This window comes from Fusobacterium perfoetens, from assembly GCF_021531595.1.
In the GTDB taxonomy this organism is placed as follows: domain Bacteria; phylum Fusobacteriota; class Fusobacteriia; order Fusobacteriales; family Fusobacteriaceae; genus Fusobacterium_B.
The window spans coordinates 37,239-54,085 of sequence record NZ_JADYUD010000009.1; the positions used below are offsets into that span (position 1 = coordinate 37,239).

Below are 16,847 nucleotides of genomic sequence, written 5' to 3' on the forward strand. Positions count from 1 at the left end.
GGAAAGGCACAGATGTATCTGTGCCTTTTGTAGAATTAGTATTATTGTAAAACTTCAATAGTAACTCTTCTGTTCATTTCTCTTCCAGCAGCTGTTTCATTAGAAGCTACGGGCATATCAGGTCCCATTCCAAGAGCATTCATTCTTTCAGGAGAAACACCTTGAGAGATTAAGTAGTTTCTTACGCTGTATGCTCTTTGTTGAGAAAGGTTAAGGTTATAATTATAAGAACCTGTATTGTCAGTATAACCTACAATTCTTATTCTTGAACTAGGATAATTATTTAAAACATATGCGATAGAATTTAAAGGTCTTGCAAATTCAGGCTTGATTTGAGCTTGATTTGTTTTAAAAGTTAATCCTCCAGGAAGAGTAAGAAGAATAGAGCTTCCTGTGTTAACAATTCCAACACCAGAATTAGCTAAAACATTTCTGAATTCATTTTCTTGTCTTTGCATTGAAGAACCAACAGCAGTTCCTAATAATGCTCCTGCAGCAGCTCCAATAAGAGTTCCTTTAGTATTTCCTCCTATAGCTTGACCAGCAAGAGCTCCTGCAGCAGCTCCTCCAAGAGCTCCTCCAGCTGTATATGAAGTAGAACCTTCAGGTCTTACAAATCCACTTGAACATCCTGCTAAAAGTGTAGAAGCCAGAAGAAAACTTACAACTATTTTTTTATTTTTCATAATTTAATACCTCCTGCAACAAAATTTTTGTGAGTCTATATAAAAAATTTAAAAAAATTTACAAAATTTTTATATATTTTTATTTTATCATACTAAGAAAGCAATATTCAAGTTATTTAGAAAAGTATTGAAAATAAAAGGATGGATAAAATAATAAAAAATTTTTTAAAAAAAATTAAAAAAATTTGTTGACAGAATTTTATATCTATGGTATCATTACTCTTGTCTTAAGGGACGTCGGAATATAGCGCAGTCCGGTAGCGCACCTGCCTTGGGAGCAGGGGGCCGCAAGTTCGAATCTTGCTATTCCGACCAGATGCGGGAATAGCTCAGTTGGTAGAGCGTCAGCCTTCCAAGCTGAATGTCGCGAGTTCGACCCTCGTTTCCCGCTCCATTTTTGTGTCTGTAGCTCAGCTGGATAGAGCAACGCCCTTCTAAGGCGTGGGTCAGGGGTTCGAATCCCTTCAGACACGCCATTATTTAAAAGTGGTGGCTATAGTTCAGTTGGTAGAGCGCCAGTTTGTGGCACTGGTTGTCGCGAGTTCAAGTCTCGTTAGCCACCCCAACTTAATATGCGTCATTAGCTCAGTAGGTAGAGCACACGACTTTTAATCGTGTTGTCACTGGTTCAAATCCAGTATGACGCACCAATAAATATGCGAGGATGGCGGAATTGGCAGACGCGCTAGACTTAGGATCTAGTGTCTCCGACGTGAGGGTTCAAGTCCCTCTCTTCGCACCATTTAAAAACTAAGCTGTTGAGAAATCAACAGTTTTTTTATTTTTTGTATTAAAGAAAAAATAAAAACTGGGGATGTTTTAAATTAAAAAAATATAGCAACCCCAGTAAAATTTATTTCTTTTTAATAGAAATAATCATATTTGAAATACTTTTATCAAGAGAGAAAAAATCTGATTTATACTCTTCATAAAAATCATTTTCAGGTATATAAATATATACCTTTTCATTTTTAATATTTAAAAATTTAAAATTTCCATTTTCATTTGTAGTAGATTTATCTAAAAGAGCTCCTTTTTGAGAAAAGAGATAAATTTCAAGTTCTCTAACAGGAAGGATTTCATTTGCAACAGTTCCTGAAATAAAATATGTTTTTTTGTTTAGAGTAAAAGTTTTTAAAGAAATTGTATCTTTTCTAGAAAATTTTCCAATAAATCCTCTTGAATCATATCCTTCCTTTGAAATTTTCATAGAAGTAATTCCTTCTTTAAGAAAAATAGTAAAATTTCCATTTTTATCAGAATAAACTGTTTTATTTTCTTTATTGTTTGAAACAAGAATTTCTACATAAGGAACAGATTGCCCACTATTATTCAGAACCTTTCCTTTTATTTTTCCAGGAGATTTTTCTACAGGTATAGGTATATTATATGACTTATTTGGTTGAGAAAAATTAAAAGTATTTTTTTCTTCTAAAACTTCATACCCAAATTGTGAACTGATAATAAGATAGTTTTCAGGAGGAAGATTAATAGAATATCTTCCTTCATCTGAACTTACAGCAGAGTATTCTCTTCCCATAGAATCAGCGAATGTTATTTTAATATTTTTTAAAGGTTTTTTATTTTCTGTAATAACACCTTCAATGAAAATAGATTTTTTAGGAACAAATGATATATCAAAGCTTCTGTCATCAGTTATATAGAATTTTTTAAAGAGATATCTATCTTTTCCATCGTAAAATCCAAAAAGATAAATTCCATCTTTTAATATTACTTTTACATCTTTTTTGTTAAAGTCAATGGTGGTAAGGTTTCCTATTGAATCTATATCAGCATTACTATAATAAATAATACCAGAGTCAATATCAAAATGAAATTCTATTTCAACTTCTTTAGAATAAGAAAAAATAGAAATTAGAAAGCATATACAAATTAAAAATTTTTTCATAAAATAGCTCCGTGAATTATTTTTGCTTTATATCTTAAATATAATTTTATTGATGTTTCAATAAAATTATATCATTTTTCCATCTTGTGACCAATTTTATTTTAAAGTTTACTGTTTTGTGTTATAATTATTATAAAAACTTGATGCTTAAATCAGAAAGGAATATAGTACAGAATGGAACTATTTGATGAAAAAGAAAAGGCAAGAATAAAATTTCAGCAGGTTCAAGTAGAGAAAAACTATTTCCTTGGAGAATTTAAAGAAAATGTAATTCTTGCAGTGAAAAAACAGGAACTGGATGGGAAAATGCTTAGAGAGGTTGCTGCTGCAATGAAAAGAGAAGATGCTGTTCTTTTGAAAATAAGCAGAAACATTCCTCTTAAAAAGGTTAAGGTATATATAGATGAAGCTGAGAAAATTGGAATAAAGTACAGGCTTGTTGACGGTCTTTCTTTTGTGGGAGAAGTGGGGCTTGTAGTTGTTTCCAAACTTTCTTTTGATAATGCAGATAAAGATGTAATTCTTGAGAAAAGAAGCCAGCCTTATGAAGATTTAGGACTTCCTGCTTGTTTTTCAAAATATGAGGGGCAAAGAATATGCAGAAAGCATTTTACAATGCTTTTGGATAAGATACCTCTTTATGCAGAGCGTTTTGATAAATTAGATATTTTGGACAGGATGATTGGGAAAAAATGCCCAATATGTGAAGAGGAAAGGAAAGGTAATAAGGAATAATGGCGGTAGAAGCTTTTAAAGTAAAAGGTGGGAAAAAACTTAAAGGAATTTTGGAGGTAGAGGGAGCTAAAAATGCAGCTCTGCCTATTTTTATTGCAACACTTATAGAGAGAGGAACATATATTCTTAATAATGTTCCTGATCTTATGGATATAAGGACACTTATAAAACTTTTAGAAAGCCTTGGACTTTCTATAGAAAAACTTGATAAAAATAATTATAAGATTATAAACAGTGGGCTGAGAAGTTTGGAAGCTTCTTATGAGCTTGTAAAAAAAATGAGAGCCTCTTTTCTTGTTATGGGACCTATGCTTGCCCATTGTGGAAGGGGAAGAGTTTCTCTTCCTGGAGGCTGTGCAATTGGAGCAAGACCAGTTGATCTTCACTTAAAAGGATTTGAAGCCTTGGGAGTTGAAATTACAATAGATCATGGTTATGTTGAAGGAAAAGTTTTGGAAGGGACAAAGCTTAAAGGGAATAAAATAGTTTTAGATTTTCCAAGTGTAGGAGCAACAGAAAATATTATAATGGCAGCAGTAAGAGCTGAGGGAGTTACAATTATAGAAAATGCTGCAAGAGAACCTGAAATAGATGATTTATGCCATTTCCTTAATAAAATGGGAGCAAAAATAGAAGGAATAGGTGGAGGAAGATTAGAAATAACTGGAGTTGAAAAACTTACACCATGTGAATACAGTGTTATGGCAGACAGAATTGTTGCAGGAACTTTTGTTATTGCAGCTGTAATGTTTGATGGAGATATAGAAGTTAAGGGAGTAGATCCTAAATGTCTTGAAAGTTTTCTTATGAAGCTCAATGAAATGGGAGTGACTTACGAGATAAAAGACGGAATATTTAAAGTAACCTCTAAACTTAAAGATCTTAAACCAGTGAAAGTTACAACAATGCCATATCCAGGATTCCCTACAGATTTACAGTCTCCTATGATGACTCTTATGTGCCTTATAAAAGGAAGCAGTGAAATAAAAGAAACAATTTTTGAAAACAGATTTATGCATGTACCTGAACTAAACAGAATGGGATGTGATATTTCAACAGAAGGAAATATGGCAGTAATAAATGGAATAGAAAATTTTTCTTCTGCTAAAGTAATGGCAAGTGATTTAAGAGCAGGAGCTTCTCTTATTTTAGCTGCACTTAAAGCAGAGGGAGAAAGTGTTGTAAACAGAATATATCATGTTGACAGAGGATACGAGAAACTTGAACTTAGACTGAAAGCTCTTGGTGCTGATATAGAGAGAATAAAAGAAGAAGTATAAGGAGAACTATGGAAAAAATAATCGGAATAAATCCAGTTATGGAAGTTTTGGAAAATAAAGATAAAAATATAGAAAAAATAGAAATTTTTCAGGGACTTAGAGAAGATAAGATTAATATAATAAAAAGAAAAGCATCTGAGAGAAATATAAAAGTTCAGTTTATAAAGAAAAAAGTAGATAACTCTCAGGGAGTTGTAGCATATATAAATTCTTATGACTATTATGTTGAAATAGGAGAATTTCTTGAAAAAGCAGCTCTTAAAGATAAGGGAATAATTCTTGTTCTTGATGGAGTTCAAGATCCAAGAAATTTTGGTGCTCTTATAAGAAGTGCAGAGATATTTGGAGTTTTAGGAATAATAATTCCTGAAAGAAATTCTGTCCATATAAATGAAACTGTTGTAAAAACTTCAACAGGAGCAATAGAATATGTGGATATAGTAAAAGTTACAAATATAAGTGATACATTAAATAATCTGAAAAAATTAGGATATTGGATATACGGAGCAGAGGGAGATGGAGCAAAAGTATACTATGAAGAAAAATATCCAGAGAAAACAGTAATAGTACTTGGAAGCGAAGGATTTGGAATCAGAAAAAAAGTTAAGGATAACTGCGATATTTTAATAAAAATTCCAATGCATGGAAAAATAAATTCATTAAATGTATCTGTAGCAGGGGGAATATTACTTTCTGAAGTAGCAAAATCAATATACTAAGTATATAAGGGGGTTATTTTTGTGGATGCTGCAGAAATTGATGCACTAAAAAAAGCAAAAGCTGGTGATGATGAAAGCTTTGAAATGCTTTTAAAAAAATATGAAAAATATTTATATATAAGTACAAAAAATTATTATCTGGCAGATGGGGACAGAGATGATCTTATACAAGAAGGGATGATAGGTCTCCTTAAAGGAATAAAAAGTTTTGATTTTGATAAGGATACATCATTTAAAACTTTTGTAATAATGTGTATGAGAAGACAGATAATAACAGCTATAAAAAATTCAAATGCTAAGAAAAATCAAGTTCTTAATACTACATATTTTTCATCTGATGAGATAACAGATGATAAAATTTATGTAGAAACAGGATCAAATGCAGAAGAAGAATATCTTTATAAAGAACTTCTTGAAGAGTTTGGGAAATATTCAAAAGAGCATTTTAGTGCTCTTGAAAAAGAGGTTTTAGATTACTTGATAAAAGGCTATAATTATGGAGAAATAGCAGATAAAATAGGAAAATCAAATAAGGTAGTAGATAACACATATCAAAGAATAAAAGCTAAAGTAAAAAATTGGCTTAAAGACTAGAAAATAAAAATAAAGCAAGAGAGGTGTAAGATGAGAGAATATAACTTCAAAGAAGTTGAAAAGAAATGGCAGGAAAAGTGGAGCTCTAACTCTCTCTTTAAAACTAATGATAAAGAAGAAGGAAAAGAAAATTATTATGTTTTAGAGATGCTTCCATATCCGTCAGGAAATTTGCATGTAGGACATGCTAGAAACTATACTATAGGTGATGTTATAGCTAGATATAAAAAAATGAAAGGATATAATGTTCTTCATCCAATGGGATGGGATTCTTTTGGACTTCCAGCAGAAAATGCAGCTATTCAGCACGGAGCACACCCAGCTAAATGGACAAAATCAAATATTGAAAATATGAGAAGACAGTTAAAATTAATGGGGCTTTCTTATGACTGGGACAGAGAGGTGGCAACATACACACCTGAATATTACAGATGGAACCAATGGATATTCAAAAGAATGTATGATAAAGGACTTGTTTATAAAAAGAAATCAACTGTAAACTGGTGCCCTGACTGTCAAACAGTTCTTGCAAATGAACAAGTTGAAGATGGTTACTGCTGGAGACATTCAAAAACTAAAGTAATTCAAAAAGATTTAGAACAATGGTTCTTTAGAATAACAAATTATGCAGATGAACTTTTAACAGGACATGAAGAACTTAGAGAAGGATGGCCTGAAAAAGTTCTTGCTATGCAAAAGAACTGGATAGGAAAATCTTTTGGAACTGAGATAGTATTTACTGTTGCAGAGACAGGAGAAAAACTTCCTATGTTTACAACAAGAATAGATACAATCCATGGTGTAACTTATTGTGTCGTAGCACCAGAACATCCTATTATTGAAGAAATAATAAAAGTAAATCCTTCTATAAAAGAAGCAATTCATAATATGAGAAATATGGATATGATTGAAAGAACAGCAGAAGGAAAAGAGAAAAATGGGGTATTTACAGGATGGCATGTAATAAATCCTGTGACAGGAGATAAAGTTCAGTTATGGGCAGCAGATTATGTTCTTATGAACTATGGAACAGGGGCAGTAATGGCAGTTCCTGCTCATGATGACAGAGACTTTGCTTTTGCTAAAAAATATAATCTTCCAAGAAAAGTTGTTATTAACGGATATAACAAAGAGACTAAAGAAGAAATAATTCTGAATGCAGATGAAATGACAGCAGCTATGACTGAAGAAGGAATTATGACAAATTCTGGAGAATTTAATGGAATGAATTCAAAGGAAGCACTTGAAAAAATAGCTGATTATGTCACTGCAAAAGGTGTAGGAGAAAAAACAGTTAAATACAGATTAAAAGACTGGGGAATTTCAAGACAGAGATATTGGGGAACTCCTATTCCAGCTTTATATTGTGAAAAATGTGGAATGGTTATGGAAAAAGATGAAAATCTTCCAGTAATGCTTCCTGAAGATGTAGAATTTACAGGAAATGGAAATCCTATAGAAACTTCTGAAAAATACAAACATGCAGTATGTCCTATATGTGGTGGTCCTGCAAGAAGAGAAACTGATACTATGGATACTTTCGTAGATTCATCTTGGTATTTCTTAAGATATTGTGATCCTAAAAATGTAGAACTTCCTTTTGGAAGAGAGGCAGTTGACAGCTGGACACCAGTTGATCAGTATATTGGTGGAGTAGAACATGCTGTAATGCACCTTCTTTATGCAAGATTCTTTACAAAAGTTTTAAGAGATTTAGGACTTTTAAAAGCAAACGAACCATTTAAGAGACTTCTAACACAAGGAATGGTATTAGGACCTTCATATTATTCTGAAAAAGAAAACAGATTCTTATTTGCACATGAAGTAAGAACAGCAGGAGATAAAGCATATTCTCTTGAAACAGGTGAAGAACTTGTAGTTAAAGTTGAAAAAATGTCAAAATCTAAAAATAATGGAGTGGATCCTGAAGTTATGATTCAGAAATATGGAGCAGATACAACAAGATTATTTATCATGTTTACTGCACCTCCTGAAAAAGAACTTGAATGGAACGAAAATGGACTTGCTGGAGCTTCAAGATTTTTAAACAGAGTATGGAGAGTAGTTCTTGAAAATATAGATATGATAAAAGATGAAAAAATAGATTACTCTAAACTTTCTAAAGAAGATAAAGCTCTTGTAAGAAAACTTCATCAAACTATAAAAAGAGTAACAGAAGCAATAGAAGATAACTATCACTTCAATACATCAATAGCAGGAAATATGGAACTTATTAATGATGTATATGAATTTAGAAATAATGTTCTTGGAACAGATAAAGAAAGTACAGAATCTCAGAAAATATTTGGAGAAGTTTTAAGAAATATAGTAATAATGCTTTCTCCATTTGTACCTCATTTCTGTGATGAACTATGGGAAGCTATGGGAGAGGAAGGATTCTTATTCAATGCTCCTTGGCCTGAATATGATGAAAAATTAACTGTTGCAGATGAAATTACAATGGCAATTCAAGTTAATGGAAAAGTAAGAGGTTCAATTTCAGTTGAAAGAACAGCTTCTAAAGAAGATATTGAAAAGATGGCTCTTGCTGTTGAAAATGTACAAAAACATACAGAAGGAAAAACTGTAGCAAAAGTTATAGTTGTTCCAGGAAAAATAGTTAATATAGTTGTGAAATAAAAAATAAAAATATAAATATAAATATTTTAAGGAGATGAATTTTATGAACATTATGTTATTTGGAGCTCCAGGAGCAGGAAAAGGAACACAAGCAAAATTTATAATTGAGAAATATGGAATTCCTCAAATTTCTACAGGAGATATATTAAGAGCTGCTGTTAAAGAAGGAACACCTATGGGACTTGAAGCTAAACAATTTATGGAAGCTGGAAAATTAGTTCCTGATTCTACAATAATCGGAATTATAAAAGAAAGACTTTCAATGGATGATTGTAAAAAAGGATTTATCCTTGATGGATTCCCAAGAACTCTTGCTCAGGCAGAAGCTCTTGAAGTTTTAATGAAAGAAATGGGAATAAAATTAGATAAAGTAATATCATTAAATGTTCCAGATGAATTAATAGTTGGAAGAGTAACAGGAAGAAGAGTATGTAAAGATTGCGGAGCATCTTTCCATGTTGAATTTAACCCAGCTAAAGAAGATGGAGTATGTGATTTATGTGGTGGAGAATTAATTCAAAGAAAAGATGATACAGCAGAAACTGTAACAAAAAGACTTTCTGAATATCATGCTCAGACAGCTCCATTATTTGACTTCTATATGGAAAGAGGAATCCTTGCAGATCTTGATGGAACTAAAGATATAGAAGAAATAACAAAAGAAATATTTAATATTTTAGGATAGTATTCATTTTCTTTGTTTATACTAAAAGTCAATGAATAAATAAAAATCTGCCCTGCATATTTTTGTGCAGGGTAAATTTAAGAAATTTATTTTTATAAGAAAGAAAGGAAAAATAATGCCAGTAGTAATAAAAACTATGAAGGACATAGAGGGAATAAAAAAGGCAAATCAGATTATAGCTAGATTGTATGAAGATATTCTTCCTCCACATATTAAGCCTGGAGTTTCAACTTATGAGCTTAATAAAATAGTAGAAGATTACATAAGATCTCAGGGGGCAATTCCTGGGTGTATTGGTGTTCCTGGACCTTACGGAGCTTTTCCTGCAGGAACATGTATTTCTGTAAATGAAGCTGTTGTTCATGGTGTGCCAAGCAAAGATGTAATTCTTAAAGAAGGAGATATAGTAAGTGTTGACACAGTAACTATTCTTGATGGATACTATGGAGATGCTGCGATAACATATCCAGTTGGAGAAATTGACGAAGAAAGCAGAAGACTTTTAGAAGTAACAGAAAAAGCAAGAGAAATAGGAATAGAAGCAGCTGTTGTAGGAAACAGACTTGGTGATATAGGACATGCTATTCAAAGTTATGTTGAGAAAAATGGATTTTCAGTTGTAAGAGACTATGCAGGACATGGAGTTGGACTTGATATGCATGAAGATCCTATAATTGCAAACTATGGAAGAAGAGGAAGAGGGCTTAAAATTGAAAATGGAATGGTTCTTGCAATTGAGCCTATGGTCAATGTTGGAACATATAAAATAAATATGCTTCCTGATGGTTGGACAGTGGTGACAAAAGATGGCAAGAAATCCGCACATTTTGAGCACTCCATTGCAATCATTGATGGAAAGCCTGTGATACTAAGCAAAAAAGATTAAAAAAATCTTAAAAATTTTTCAAAAAAATATAGACTTTTTTTGTTATATATGGTAATATGATATGAATTTCTGTTCGGTAGGAGGAGTTATGTCAAAAAAAGATGTTATCGAATTAGAAGGTACTATTCTTGAGGCCCTTCCAAATGCGATGTTTAAAGTAAGTTTAGAGAATGGGCACACTATTTTAGGTCATATTTCAGGAAAAATGAGAATGAATTACATTAAAATCCTTCCAGGAGATAAAGTAACTGTTCAAATTTCGCCTTATGACTTATCAAGAGGAAGAATAGTGTATAGAAAGAAGTAGTTTTTATGTTACATCACGAAAAAGGAGGTAGAGATGAAAGTAAGAACATCAATTAAACCTATTTGTGACAAATGTAAAGTAATCAGAAGACATGGGAAAATCAGAGTAATCTGTGAAAATCCTAAGCATAAACAAGTACAAGGATAGTTTGATTATTTTACTGGAACAAATTTAGTACTGACATTGGAAGTACTGTAAAGACATGCAGAGCTGTAGAGCCTGTTCTTACATAAAGTAAGGCATGTCGAAGAAAGTGTTGGCTGACCACAGATGTCAGCGAATATATAAAAATTTTTGTGAAGAGGAGGAAACAATTTGGCTAGAATTGCTGGTGTAGATGTACCTAGAAATAAGAGAGTAGAAATCTCTTTAACTTATATCTACGGAATCGGAAAAAAGACTGCTCAAGACATTTTAACTCAAGCAGGAGTTAACTTTGATACTAGAGTAAAAGATTTAACAGAAGAGGAATTAAACAAAATCAGAGGAATCATTGATGGTCTAAAAGTAGAAGGAGACTTAAGAAAAGAAGTTAGACTTGCAATAAAAAGACTTTTAGATATCAGATGTTACAGAGGGTTAAGACATAAAATGAACCTTCCTGTAAGAGGACAAAAATCTAAGACTAACGCTAGAACTAGAAAAGGTCCTAAAAAAATGGTTAAAAAATAATAATTAATTCTACTATATATAGAGGAAGAAATTAATTATTAATGCTTATTGTAGAGTAATAGACAAAGAAGTGAGGAGGTAGCTAAGTTGGCTAAAAAGAAAGTAGCTAAGGTTAAAAAGAAATTAAAAAATATTCCTAGCGGAGTTGCTCATATACATTCAACATTCAATAACACTATTATCGCTATCACAGATACAGAAGGTAAAGTAGTTAGCTGGAAATCAGGAGGAACTTCTGGATTCAAAGGTACTAAAAAAGGAACTCCATTCGCAGCTCAAATAGCAGCTGAACAAGCAGCAAACATTGCAATGGAAAACGGAATGAAAAAAGTGGAAGTTAAAGTGAAAGGACCTGGTTCAGGAAGAGAAGCTTGTGTAAGATCATTACAAGCAGCAGGTTTAGAAGTTACTAAAATAACAGATGTAACTCCAGTTCCACACAATGGATGCAGACCACCAAAAAGAAGAAGAGTGTAGTTCAGCCCTTTTGGGAGCATAATTATCGCGAAAAAAAGTTTTAACAAGAAGGAGGAATATTTAAGAAATGGCAAGAAATAGACAGCCTATATTAAAAAAATGTAGAGCACTTGGAATTGAGCCTATGGTTTTAGGAGTAAATAAAACTTCAAAAAGAGGATTCAGACCAAACGCAAACAGAAAACCTACAGAATATGCAGTACAATTAAGAGAAAAACAAAAAGCAAGATTTATATATAATGTAATGGAAAAACAATTCAGAAAACTTTATGAGGAAGCAAACAGAAAAGACGGTGTAACTGGTCTTAACCTTGTTGAGTACTTAGAAAGAAGATTAGAAAATGTTGTTTACAGAATGGGATTTGCTAAAACTAGAAGACAAGCTAGACAAATCGTTTCTCACGGACACATTTTAGTAAACGGAAGAAGAGTAAACATTGCTTCTTACAGAGTTAAAGTTGGAGATGTTATCTCTATAGTAGAAAATTCTAAAAACTTAGATTTAATAAAAGAAGCTGTAGAAGCAGTTAATGTTCCAGGATGGATGGAATTAGATAAAGCTGCATTCTCTGGAAAAATTCTTCAAAACCCAACTAAAGATGATCTAGATTTCGATTTAGATGAATCATTAATCGTTGAGTTATATTCTAGATAATAATTTTAGCCTTTTAATAGGAGTTGATCAAATGTTAAAAATTGAAAAACATGCAAGAGGTATAAACATTACTGAAGTAAAAGAAAACGAATTTAGAGGGCAATATATTATTGAACCTTTATACAGAGGATATGGAAATACAATAGGTAATGCTCTAAGAAGAGTTCTTCTTTCATCTATACCCGGTGCAGCTATAAAAGGTGTAAGAATTGATGGGGTTTTAAGCGAATTCTCAGTTATGGAGGGAATTAAAGAGCCTGTTACAGACATAATTCTTAATATAAAAGAAATCGTTGTAAAAACTGAATCAACTGGAGAGAGAAAGATGACTCTTTCTGTCAAAGGACCTAAGATAGTAACAGCTGCTGATATAATACCTGATATCGGACTAGAAATAGTTAATCCAGATCAAGTAATTTGTACAATAACAACTGATAGAGAATTAGATATAGAATTTTTAGTAGATGTTGGAGAAGGATTTATTGTATCAGAAGAGATAGATAGAAAAGATTGGGCAGTAGATTATATAGCTGTTGACGCTATATACACTCCAATTAGAAAAGTTTCTTATTCTATTGAATCAACAATGGTTGGTAGAATGACAGACTTTGATAAACTTATTCTTGATGTAGAAACTGACGGAAGCGTTTCTATAAGAGATGCAATCTCTTACTCTGTTGAACTTTTAAAACTTTACTTAAATCCATTCCTAGATTTAGGAAACAGAATGGAACATTTAAGAGAAGAAATTGAAGAAGAAGAAGAGGAAGTAGAAAGCACAACTAAAGATGACAATATGTTAGAGACTAAGATAGAAGAGTTAGACTTAACAGTTCGTTCATTCAACTGTTTAAAGAAAGCTGGAATAGAAGAAGTTGGGCAATTAGCAAAACTTACTCTGAATGACCTTCTAAAGATAAAAAATCTTGGAAGAAAGTCTCTTGATGAAATCCTTGAAAAAATGAAAGAGTTAGGATTTGATCTTAATCAGAATGAATTTTCTGAATAATATTAACAAGGAGGAAGCTAACTAATGAATCACAATAAATCATATAGAAAGTTAGGAAGAAGAGCTGACCACAGAATGGCTATGCTTAAAAACTTAACTATCTCATTAGTAAGAGAAGAAAGAATAGAAACTACAGTTACTAGAGCTAAAGAACTTAGAAAATTTGCTGAAAGAATGATTACTTTAGGTAAAGGTGGATCTTTAGCAGACAGAAGAAGAGCTTTTGCTTTCTTAAGAGATGAAGAAGCAGTAGCAAAATTATTCAACGACTTAGCACCAAGATATGCTGAGAGAAACGGTGGATACACTAGAATAATCAAAACTTCTGTTAGAAAAGGTGACTCTGCTGAATTAGCAATAATCGCTTTAGTATAATAAAAAATAATTGATTATAAATAAAGAGACTCTAATGTGAGGGTCTCTTTTTTATTTTCTAAAGTTCTCTGATATGGTATAATTTTTCTGAGGTGATAGTTTTTGAAAATAAATGTGAATAATATAATAATTTCAATAGAAAAAAATCAGGATAAAGAAATAGAAAAAGAAATTATTAAAAGAGGGATTCAAAGAAACAATATAGAAAAAGTAATCTGGACAAAAAGATCAATAGATAGTAGAAAAAAAAGTGACATTAAGTTTGTATATAATGTTGAAGTTATTTTAAAAAATGATGTAGATATATCAAAACTAAAAAATATCTCTATAGTGAAAGAAACGAAAATAATAGAAAGAAAACCAATAAATTCAGGAGAAGAAGTACTTGTTGTAGGAACAGGACCAGCAGGACTTTTTGCAGCACTGAGACTTGCTGAATATGGATATAAGCCTATTATTATAGAAAGAGGAGAAGCAGTTGATGAAAGAGATAAAACTGTTGATAATTTTATAAAAACAGGTGAACTTAATGAAAATTCAAATATTCAGTTTGGAGAAGGGGGAGCAGGAACATATTCTGACGGAAAATTAAATACAAGGATAAAGAGTGAATATATAGAAAAAGTTTTTGCAGAATTTGTAGAATGTGGAGCTCAGAAAGAGATATTGTGGGATTATAAACCTCATATAGGAACAGATGTCCTTAAAGTTATAGTGAAAAATTTAAGAAATAAAATAATCTCACTTGGAGGAAGATTTTATTTTAATAATCTTTTGATAGATTTAATTTTAAAAAATGGAGAAATACAAGGAGCTGTAATAAGAAATAATAAAAATGAAATAGAAAAATTTTCTGTAAAGAAGATAATTCTTGCTATAGGGCATTCATCAAGGGATACTTATAGAATGCTTCATAAAAATAAAGTTTTTATGGAAAATAAACCTTTTGCAGTAGGAGCAAGAATAGAGCACCCAAGAGAAGATATAGACAGAATGCAATATGGGAAATATGCAGGAAATAAAAATTTAGGTGCTGCAACTTATAGTCTTACATACAATAATAAAGAGGAAGAAAGAGGAATTTTTTCGTTTTGTATGTGTCCTGGAGGAGTGATTGTGAATGCTGCTTCTGAAAAAGGAGGAGTTCTTGTAAATGGAATGAGTTATTCTGATAGAAATGGAAAGTTTTCAAATTCAGCTTTAGTTGTAGGAATAAAAGAAAATGAATTTGGAGATGAACTTTTTTCTGGAATGAAATTTCAGGAAGAACTTGAGAAAAAAACTTTTGAACTTGTAAAAAATTATGGGGCATTATACCAAAGTGTTCCTGATTTTTTAGCAGGAAAAATTACAGAAAAAGAGATAGAGACAAGTTATGAAATGAAAAAAACACCTTATGATTTAAATAAATTTTTCCCAGAAGTAATTACAAGAAATATGAAAGCTGCATTAAATTATTGGGGAAAAAGATATGAGGGGTTTGTTTCCGAAAGAGCAAATTTAATTGCTCCAGAAACAAGGACATCAGCTCCTGTAAAAATTACTCGTAATGAAATTGGAGAATCTGTAAATACAAAAGGACTTTATCCAATAGGGGAAGGTGCAGGTTATGCTGGAGGAATTGTAAGTGCTGCTGTTGATGGATTAAAAATTATTGATTTAGCATTTACTGAAGCAGAAGAGTAAATTAAAATGGAGGACTATGATGAATGGAAGGGAATTATTAGAAGCATTAACTGTAGCAGAAAGATTAAAAGATACAACAAGACATTGTTATACTTCAAAAGGACGACATGAAAGTGTTGCTGAACATAGTTGGATGATGACTTTAATGGCATTTTTTATGAAAAATGAATTTCCTGAAGCTGATTTTAATAAAGTGATTCAAATGTGTATTATACATGATTTAGGTGAATGCTTTACAGGAGATATACCTACTTTCTTAAAAACGAAAGAACATGAAAATTTAGAGGAAGAACTTCTTAATAATTGGATTAAATCATTGCCTGAGACAACTTGTTCTGAAATGATGAATTTATACAAAGAAATGAATGAGAGACAAACATTAGAAGCTAAAATTTATAAGGCAATTGATGGCTTAGAAGCATTAATACAACATAATTTTTCAGATATTTCAACATGGTCAAAAAATGAATTTGATTTAAATTTAACTTATGCAAATGATAGAGTAAGTTTTTCAGAATACTTATCAATTTTAAGAGAAGAAATAAGAAAAGATACTATTCAAAAAATTTCAAATAAATAAGATTAAATTTATTTAAATTTTAAAGATAAAAAAAGGGGCTGTTGCATTTTCTATTTTATTTTATAAAGTTACAACAGTCCCTTTTATATTAAATTAATTTAAATAAAAATTTCTGGTTCTTTTCTTTCAAGGCAAGTTGTTTCAAGGAAGTTTAAAATTTTTGCAAGAGGATTTCCTGCAAGTTCTCTTCCTCCAAAACGACAAGCTCTTACACAAGCATAACATCTGATACATTTTTCAGGTATTATTTTTCTGTGATTGTCAATATCAATTGCTCCTGTTGGGCATACAGAGGCACAGCTTCCACAGTCTACGCAATTTTCATTTGGTGTTGGTGCGAAGACCATTTTTGGCATATCAGCTTTATAAGGAAAGTTTCCTTTTACTTCTATATCATGTGAATAAGTTTTATTTTCAAGTTTTTCTCTTATTAATTTTCCAAATTCTTGTGCTTTTTGAATATCAAGATTATCAGGACGGTTTGTTCCTACTTTTTTAGTATAAGAATGTTCTCCGATAAAAGCTCCCCCTGCAATGCATGTAAATCCATTTTCTTTTAAAATATTTTTTAATTCTAAAAGACAATCTTCATAGGCTCTGTTCCCATAAACCACAACAGGCACAGCAAGAGCGCCATTTCCTTTTATTTTGTTAAGCATTTCTCTTGTAATAACAGGAGTTCTTCCCCCATAAACAGGGACTCCTACAATAATTAAATCATTTTCTGTAAAATTATAATCTTTTAGATTATCACAAGAAAAAGTTAAATCATAATTATAAGTTTCAAGATTAATTCCTTTTCCAATATTTTCTACAACAGTTTTTGTAGTATGAGTTGGGCTGAAGTAAAAAATATGTACTTTTTTTATATTCATTAAAATTCCTCCTAAAAAATTATATAAAAAATAAAATTTTCTTTCGTGAAAATATTTTTAATCTTCTAAAATTTATT

At 31.4% G+C, this 16,847-nt stretch carries 19 protein-coding genes and 6 tRNA genes; 22 read left to right on the forward strand and 3 right to left on the reverse strand.

Going from position 1 to position 16,847, the window contains the following annotated elements:
- Positions 1-41: 41 nt before the first annotated feature.
- The gene (locus I6E17_RS06600) at positions 42-686 is read right to left on the reverse strand and encodes an OmpA family protein (RefSeq protein ID WP_176829389.1); all 645 of its coding nucleotides are present in this window, start codon (positions 684-686) and stop codon (positions 42-44) included.
- Positions 687-924: 238 nt separating this feature from the next.
- On the opposite strand from I6E17_RS06600, the gene I6E17_RS06605 reads away from it, so the two are divergent.
- From I6E17_RS06605 to I6E17_RS06630, 6 genes are all read left to right on the forward strand, one after another.
- Positions 925-1,001 (forward strand) — tRNA-Pro (locus tag I6E17_RS06605).
- Between the two features lie 3 nt (positions 1,002-1,004).
- Positions 1,005-1,080: transfer RNA gene (locus I6E17_RS06610), tRNA-Gly, on the forward strand.
- 5 nt (positions 1,081-1,085) lie between these two features.
- A tRNA-Arg gene (locus I6E17_RS06615) sits at positions 1,086-1,162 on the forward strand.
- A 13-nt stretch (positions 1,163-1,175) separates the two neighbouring features.
- Positions 1,176-1,251 (forward strand) — tRNA-His (locus I6E17_RS06620).
- A 9-nt stretch (positions 1,252-1,260) separates the two neighbouring features.
- A tRNA-Lys gene (locus tag I6E17_RS06625) sits at positions 1,261-1,336 on the forward strand.
- 8 nt (positions 1,337-1,344) lie between these two features.
- Positions 1,345-1,428 (forward strand) — tRNA-Leu (locus I6E17_RS06630).
- A gap of 111 nt (positions 1,429-1,539) precedes the next feature.
- On the opposite strand, the gene I6E17_RS06635 is transcribed toward I6E17_RS06630, so the two are convergent.
- On the reverse strand, positions 1,540-2,595 hold the full coding sequence (locus tag I6E17_RS06635) for a carboxypeptidase-like regulatory domain-containing protein (RefSeq protein ID WP_176829388.1): 1,056 nt from the start codon (positions 2,593-2,595) through the stop codon (positions 1,540-1,542).
- 174 nt (positions 2,596-2,769) lie between these two features.
- Between I6E17_RS06635 and I6E17_RS06640 the strand changes: the two genes are divergently transcribed.
- The 16 genes from I6E17_RS06640 (at position 2,770) to I6E17_RS06715 (ending at position 15,895) form a co-directional block, all read left to right on the forward strand.
- Positions 2,770-3,330: a DUF1694 domain-containing protein gene (locus I6E17_RS06640; protein WP_176829387.1), complete on the forward strand. Its 561-nt coding sequence runs from the start codon at positions 2,770-2,772 to the stop codon at positions 3,328-3,330.
- Positions 3,330-4,610 carry a UDP-N-acetylglucosamine 1-carboxyvinyltransferase gene (murA, locus tag I6E17_RS06645; RefSeq protein ID WP_235236288.1) on the forward strand — a complete coding sequence of 427 codons (1,281 nt, stop codon included), beginning with the start codon at positions 3,330-3,332 and terminating at the stop codon, positions 4,608-4,610. Before I6E17_RS06640 ends, murA begins: the two co-directional genes overlap by 1 nt.
- Before the next feature lie 8 nt (positions 4,611-4,618).
- Positions 4,619-5,329 (forward strand): 23S rRNA (guanosine(2251)-2'-O)-methyltransferase RlmB, encoded by a 711-nt coding sequence (rlmB, locus tag I6E17_RS06650; protein WP_176829385.1) that lies wholly within the window; start codon positions 4,619-4,621, stop codon positions 5,327-5,329.
- Positions 5,330-5,350: 21 nt separating this feature from the next.
- A complete protein-coding gene (locus I6E17_RS06655) occupies positions 5,351-5,923 on the forward strand; it encodes a sigma-70 family RNA polymerase sigma factor (protein WP_235236290.1) in 573 nt (190 codons plus the stop codon).
- A gap of 30 nt (positions 5,924-5,953) precedes the next feature.
- Positions 5,954-8,563 (forward strand): leucine--tRNA ligase, encoded by a 2,610-nt coding sequence (gene leuS / locus I6E17_RS06660; protein ID WP_235236292.1) that lies wholly within the window; start codon positions 5,954-5,956, stop codon positions 8,561-8,563.
- 43 nt (positions 8,564-8,606) lie between these two features.
- Positions 8,607-9,248 (forward strand): adenylate kinase, encoded by a 642-nt coding sequence (locus tag I6E17_RS06665; RefSeq protein ID WP_235236293.1) that lies wholly within the window; start codon positions 8,607-8,609, stop codon positions 9,246-9,248.
- A 115-nt stretch (positions 9,249-9,363) separates the two neighbouring features.
- The gene (gene map / locus I6E17_RS06670; RefSeq protein WP_235236295.1) at positions 9,364-10,134 is read left to right on the forward strand and encodes a type I methionyl aminopeptidase; all 771 of its coding nucleotides are present in this window, start codon (positions 9,364-9,366) and stop codon (positions 10,132-10,134) included.
- Between the two features lie 88 nt (positions 10,135-10,222).
- On the forward strand, positions 10,223-10,441 hold the full coding sequence (gene infA / locus I6E17_RS06675) for a translation initiation factor IF-1 (RefSeq protein ID WP_176829380.1): 219 nt from the start codon (positions 10,223-10,225) through the stop codon (positions 10,439-10,441).
- A 33-nt stretch (positions 10,442-10,474) separates the two neighbouring features.
- Complete coding sequence (rpmJ, locus tag I6E17_RS06680; protein ID WP_027128732.1) at positions 10,475-10,588, forward strand: 50S ribosomal protein L36; 114 nt, start codon at positions 10,475-10,477, stop codon at positions 10,586-10,588.
- A gap of 168 nt (positions 10,589-10,756) precedes the next feature.
- Entirely contained in the window at positions 10,757-11,113 is a 357-nt protein-coding gene (rpsM, locus tag I6E17_RS06685) for a 30S ribosomal protein S13 (protein WP_176829379.1), read from the forward strand.
- A gap of 87 nt (positions 11,114-11,200) precedes the next feature.
- A complete protein-coding gene (gene rpsK, locus I6E17_RS06690) occupies positions 11,201-11,590 on the forward strand; it encodes a 30S ribosomal protein S11 (RefSeq protein WP_176829378.1) in 390 nt (129 codons plus the stop codon).
- A 67-nt stretch (positions 11,591-11,657) separates the two neighbouring features.
- Positions 11,658-12,245 carry a 30S ribosomal protein S4 gene (gene rpsD / locus I6E17_RS06695; protein WP_176829377.1) on the forward strand — a complete coding sequence of 196 codons (588 nt, stop codon included), beginning with the start codon at positions 11,658-11,660 and terminating at the stop codon, positions 12,243-12,245.
- Between the two features lie 31 nt (positions 12,246-12,276).
- Positions 12,277-13,254: a DNA-directed RNA polymerase subunit alpha gene (locus I6E17_RS06700; RefSeq protein WP_235236297.1), complete on the forward strand. Its 978-nt coding sequence runs from the start codon at positions 12,277-12,279 to the stop codon at positions 13,252-13,254.
- 24 nt (positions 13,255-13,278) lie between these two features.
- Entirely contained in the window at positions 13,279-13,629 is a 351-nt protein-coding gene (gene rplQ, locus I6E17_RS06705) for a 50S ribosomal protein L17 (RefSeq protein WP_176829375.1), read from the forward strand.
- A gap of 102 nt (positions 13,630-13,731) precedes the next feature.
- Positions 13,732-15,315, forward strand: a complete 1,584-nt coding sequence (locus I6E17_RS06710; RefSeq protein WP_235236299.1) for an NAD(P)/FAD-dependent oxidoreductase — start codon at positions 13,732-13,734, stop codon at positions 15,313-15,315.
- A 16-nt stretch (positions 15,316-15,331) separates the two neighbouring features.
- Complete coding sequence (locus I6E17_RS06715) at positions 15,332-15,895, forward strand: HD domain-containing protein (protein WP_235236301.1); 564 nt, start codon at positions 15,332-15,334, stop codon at positions 15,893-15,895.
- Positions 15,896-15,993: 98 nt separating this feature from the next.
- Here I6E17_RS06715 and I6E17_RS06720 read toward each other — a convergent pair whose 3' ends face one another.
- Positions 15,994-16,770, reverse strand: a complete 777-nt coding sequence (locus I6E17_RS06720) for an EFR1 family ferrodoxin (RefSeq protein ID WP_176829372.1) — start codon at positions 16,768-16,770, stop codon at positions 15,994-15,996.
- Positions 16,771-16,847 lie beyond the last annotated feature (77 nt).

What these genes read in the sequence shown, in the direction of transcription:
- leuS (WP_235236292.1), top strand. Translation starts at nt 5,954, where the DNA reads ATGAGAGAATATAACTTCAAAGAAGTTGAAAAGAAATGGCAGGAAAAG.
- rpsD (WP_176829377.1), top strand. Translation starts at nt 11,658, where the DNA reads ATGGCAAGAAATAGACAGCCTATATTAAAAAAATGTAGAGCACTTGGA.
- infA (WP_176829380.1), top strand. Translation starts at nt 10,223, where the DNA reads ATGTCAAAAAAAGATGTTATCGAATTAGAAGGTACTATTCTTGAGGCC.
- rlmB (WP_176829385.1), top strand. Translation starts at nt 4,619, where the DNA reads ATGGAAAAAATAATCGGAATAAATCCAGTTATGGAAGTTTTGGAAAAT.
- map (WP_235236295.1), top strand. Translation starts at nt 9,364, where the DNA reads ATGCCAGTAGTAATAAAAACTATGAAGGACATAGAGGGAATAAAAAAG.
- I6E17_RS06700 (WP_235236297.1), top strand. Translation starts at nt 12,277, where the DNA reads ATGTTAAAAATTGAAAAACATGCAAGAGGTATAAACATTACTGAAGTA.
- I6E17_RS06720 (WP_176829372.1), bottom strand. Translation starts at nt 16,770, where the DNA reads ATGAATATAAAAAAAGTACATATTTTTTACTTCAGCCCAACTCATACT.
- I6E17_RS06635 (WP_176829388.1), bottom strand. Translation starts at nt 2,595, where the DNA reads ATGAAAAAATTTTTAATTTGTATATGCTTTCTAATTTCTATTTTTTCT.
- rpmJ (WP_027128732.1), top strand. Translation starts at nt 10,475, where the DNA reads ATGAAAGTAAGAACATCAATTAAACCTATTTGTGACAAATGTAAAGTA.
- rplQ (WP_176829375.1), top strand. Translation starts at nt 13,279, where the DNA reads ATGAATCACAATAAATCATATAGAAAGTTAGGAAGAAGAGCTGACCAC.
- I6E17_RS06715 (WP_235236301.1), top strand. Translation starts at nt 15,332, where the DNA reads ATGATGAATGGAAGGGAATTATTAGAAGCATTAACTGTAGCAGAAAGA.
- I6E17_RS06600 (WP_176829389.1), bottom strand. Translation starts at nt 686, where the DNA reads ATGAAAAATAAAAAAATAGTTGTAAGTTTTCTTCTGGCTTCTACACTT.
- I6E17_RS06640 (WP_176829387.1), top strand. Translation starts at nt 2,770, where the DNA reads ATGGAACTATTTGATGAAAAAGAAAAGGCAAGAATAAAATTTCAGCAG.
- I6E17_RS06665 (WP_235236293.1), top strand. Translation starts at nt 8,607, where the DNA reads ATGAACATTATGTTATTTGGAGCTCCAGGAGCAGGAAAAGGAACACAA.
- murA (WP_235236288.1), top strand. Translation starts at nt 3,330, where the DNA reads ATGGCGGTAGAAGCTTTTAAAGTAAAAGGTGGGAAAAAACTTAAAGGA.